The sequence below is a fragment of the Pseudoalteromonas sp. OF5H-5 genome, from assembly GCF_021530695.1.
GTDB lineage: Bacteria > Pseudomonadota > Gammaproteobacteria > Enterobacterales > Alteromonadaceae > Pseudoalteromonas.
Window position 1 is genome coordinate 1 of sequence record NZ_JAKGBF010000057.1, and the last position, 1,190, is coordinate 1,190.

General features: G+C 41.3%; 1 protein-coding gene. It reads right to left on the reverse strand.

From position 1 onward, the window contains the following. Positions 1–41 precede the first annotated feature (41 nt). Positions 42–1,120 (reverse strand): IS3 family transposase gene (locus L1271_RS24630; protein ID WP_328266266.1). Its coding sequence is split into 2 segments (ribosomal slippage): positions 42–868 and positions 868–1,120, totalling 1,080 coding nucleotides; the frame shifts between segments, so codons are not numbered across the junction. Positions 1,121–1,190 lie beyond the last annotated feature (70 nt).

The window sequence follows — 1,190 nt, forward strand, 5'->3', positions numbered from 1 at the left end:
TTGTAACTCCACCCAATTTAGTACAGCTATTTCGTAGAATTCTATGCAGCCTCAAGGTAACCAACCGGTGTCATATCACCAAGTGAATCATGAGGTCGCTCATAATTATAAATATCTAACCACTCATCAGTGATCTCACGTACTTCTTGCAGTGACTCAAACAAGTATAAATCTAGCACTTCTTCACGGTAACTTCGATTAAACCTTTCCACAAAACCATTTTGGTAAGGACTACCTGGCTCTATAAATTCCAACTTGATGTCATTTTTCATTGCCCAATCTTCGAGTGCCGTTGAAGTAAATTCTGGGCCATTGTCCACTCTAATCTGCTTTGGTTTTCCTCGCCAAGCAATAATTTGTTGTAGCGTTCTAATAACTCGTTCAGAAGTTAAGCTTGTATCGACCTCAATCGCCAGTGCTTGTCGGTTGAAATCATCCAGCACATTCAGTGTTCTAAAACGATGTCCATAGATTAATGCGTCACTCATAAAGTCCATTGACCACGATTCATTATGTTGTGTCGGTGCACTTAATGGTTCAGGTGTTCTTGTTGGAACACGGCGCTTTCCCTTACGTCTCAAGTTTAGTTTTAGCATGTTGTAAACGCGTTCAACACGCTTTTTATTCCACGGCTTACCTTTATTGCGAAGCCTTTTGAACAGCTTAGGCAACCCCCACCTAGGATGGCGCTCTACCAGCGCAAGTAATGCGTCGATAACTTCATCATCTAACGGCCGTTTATGTTTGTAATAAAAAACTGAGCGGCTTAGCCCTGCCACTTCACAAGCAAATGCGACGCTGACGTTAAATTGAGCTCTTAAATGCTCTACCCAAGCTCTGCGCCTACTTGTTTTTACAGCTTTTTTGCGATGATATCCTCAAGCATCGAGTGCTTTAGGCTAAGCGTTGCAAACATATCTTTTAGCTTACGGTTTTCTTCTTCAAGCTCTTTAAGTCGCTTAACGTCTGAAGCTTCCATCCCGCCATACTTTGAGCGCCATTTATAAAACGTACTTTGGCCGATACCATGTTTGCGACAGATTTCTGGCACAGGAATACCTGACTCAGATTCTTTGATCATGCTGACAATTTGGGTTTCGGTGAACTTGCTTTTTCTCATCGTAAATTTTCCTATTTTAGTTAATGGAAAATTCTACTTATGAACTGTTTCATTTTTTGGGGGAGTTACA